The organism is Shewanella profunda (genome assembly GCF_023283765.1).
GTDB classification, from domain to species: domain Bacteria; phylum Pseudomonadota; class Gammaproteobacteria; order Enterobacterales; family Shewanellaceae; genus Shewanella; species Shewanella profunda.
In genome coordinates this window covers 1-2,229 of the sequence record NZ_JAKILG010000095.1, presented here as the reverse complement: position 1 = coordinate 2,229, position 2,229 = coordinate 1, and the positions used below count along the sequence as shown (strand labels likewise).

The following is a 2,229-nucleotide window of genomic DNA, read 5'->3' as shown; positions in this document are numbered from 1 at the left end:
TGAAACTTTGCCCGAGCAGTTTTGCTATCACGGTGGTTACAGTCGCTATTGTACTTGTAAACTGGAAGATGATGATGGCAATGAGATTTTCTATCAGGTAGTGTTTAGAGTTTGGAAGGAACAAGGAAAAATGCGTTTTCACGTTGAAAGTGCCTACCCCTTGCCGAGTCGGCCATCGAAAGTCAAAAAGGTCAATTTTTGGGTAATTTGCCATAATCTCTTGAACAACAAGAAATTACCCAAGCCATCATCCAAGTAAACACAACACTGATTCCATATGGTAAGGTGCAGCTGTAAGCCACTGTATTCCAATCGCTCTTTAACATTCAGCTCAACTATCCATTCCGATTAATCCATATGAACGGGCGGATTTACGATTATAACCTCGGCAGGTTTATGTCGGTGGACCCGTTTATTCAGAGTCCGACATCAACTCAGAGTGTGAACCCCTACTCATACATCATGAACAACCCGCTGGCGGGGACTGATCCGACAGGATATGCCTGTGAAGCTGCAACGGGTACACGAATTTGTAGCAAAGATATTGGCGATATAAAGGTTAAGGATGTAAGCAAGATCACTATCACCAAAAATGATAATGGTAGTGCTAAAGTCAGCGTGACTATGAATAATGGTAGTGTCCGAAGTCAGAACTTTAATCTGAGTAGTGCGGGTGGGCTTGGCGATATCGCCAGTAAGCAAAGTTATGGTAATGATGCTAACTTTGCCAAAGGCTATGGTTCAGTCAAGGGGGATATGTCAGGAATAATGTCTTTGACGCCTATTGGGCAGGCGGTTGATAGTATTAAATCTGGTATTGAAGGTGTTGAAACCGCACTAGAAGAGTACGATAGAACAGGTTCACTAGCTGGAGCGGCTTGGGCTGGAACGGCATTATCAGCAGAGAAGTTTGTTGAACGCAAGCTTAAGATTGGTAGAGGGCCGGATGTCGTAAAAGATAAGAAAGCTCCTGACATGAGTCCATCGGGCGCTGGTCGTTCAGGAGCACTTAACGAAGCCAAGCGTAAATCAGAAGTGCCGACGAGTCAGCAGCCGAGCCGAACATTACCGAATACTGATAAGCGTGGTAACCCACAACCTGGAAGGATTTATGAGTACGAGGTTCCAGCCCCAGGAGGTGGCAGCAGAACTATAAGGATTCGTGATGACGCAGGTGGCCATAATTGGGGCCCTAATAACCCACAGAATCGTGGTTCACATTTTAATGACGAGGCAGGGAATCACTATGATTACTGATATTCAAATGGTGAGTGCACCAGATCTTTCGGTTGCTAACTCGGTGATGAATTTTAGGGATGTAACCTTTCCAGTTGGTTTATCTCTTGCGGGTACGTGTTGGTCTATCATCGGATCGCCTCCAGCCGAATCTTTGAAAACTGTTTTGCGATTCGTGGCAAAAAAGGTCAAGCACCAGATGCCGGATGTTTCAATGTGGCTCCTCATTGGGCATTCGGCATGGCAACCAGATACGCGAATTGTTCGTTACCATAAGTTGTGGGGTTCATTGAAGGCCAGAGGAGTGGATATTCCTCTTGGGGAGTGCCCACAGGAATTCCTGTTAGAATCTGATGGTCGACTAAAGTATTTCGGTGCTTTGCGATTATCTGAAGTGTCCATTGAAAGCGTGGCGCAACTTCTATTAAGGGAGCATTGTGCATATTTGGCGCTGGTTCCAAACCATACCGAATTGGCACAAGTTCTTAAATATGGCTGGAGCGGTGATCTTTTTGAGGATTTTTCACTCTTGTCATGTATAAGCAAAGCACATGGCCTGTTATTAAAAAAAATCGGTGAATTTGATGATAAAGAGTGGGGTATCTTGGCTATGGGTGAACCGTCTGTTTTGAGCAGTTTATAGGCTATACCCTTTAGAATATATACGGTAGAAAGCGTACACACCGAAGCCCCATTTCTTGGGGCTTTTTGTTGCCTGAAACTGGGCAATTCGACCAGCAGCCTGATCCGTCGTTGCCAGTAGAAGTGATCAGCCTCTGCCAGCGGGGGGCGCAATTCGTTGCAGCGCCACCATCTGGCGGCTCTGGAGAAAATGATCGCTTCTGCTGTTTATGGGTGATCACTTCTACTGCTGTGGAGTGATCAAGCTGCTGTTAGTGCTGCCCATATGAACATTTGATGATCCATCGTTTCAGATCATGCAAGGAAGTTGGATGATTGTCTGCTTGGTAAAGGATATTGATAAGTGGCTGA

Annotated in this window: 3 protein-coding genes and 1 pseudogene; all 4 read left to right on the top strand. The window is 45.5% G+C overall.

Features of this window, described 5'->3' with window-relative positions:
• Positions 1-259, top strand: a 259-nt coding sequence (locus L2744_RS21305) for a YjaZ family protein (protein WP_512700984.1), incomplete at its 5' end; no start/stop codon positions are given.
• 86 nt (positions 260-345) lie between these two features.
• A pseudogene (locus L2744_RS21775) lies at positions 346-508 on the top strand (RHS repeat-associated core domain-containing protein); the annotation flags it as partial.
• A gap of 116 nt (positions 509-624) precedes the next feature.
• Complete coding sequence (locus L2744_RS21300; RefSeq protein ID WP_446539697.1) at positions 625-1,257, top strand: HNH/endonuclease VII fold putative polymorphic toxin; 633 nt, start codon at positions 625-627, stop codon at positions 1,255-1,257.
• On the top strand, positions 1,247-1,879 hold the full coding sequence (locus L2744_RS21295) for a hypothetical protein (RefSeq protein WP_248993747.1): 633 nt from the start codon (positions 1,247-1,249) through the stop codon (positions 1,877-1,879). Before L2744_RS21300 ends, L2744_RS21295 begins: the two co-directional genes overlap by 11 nt.
• The last annotated feature ends 350 nt before the right edge of the window (positions 1,880-2,229 follow it).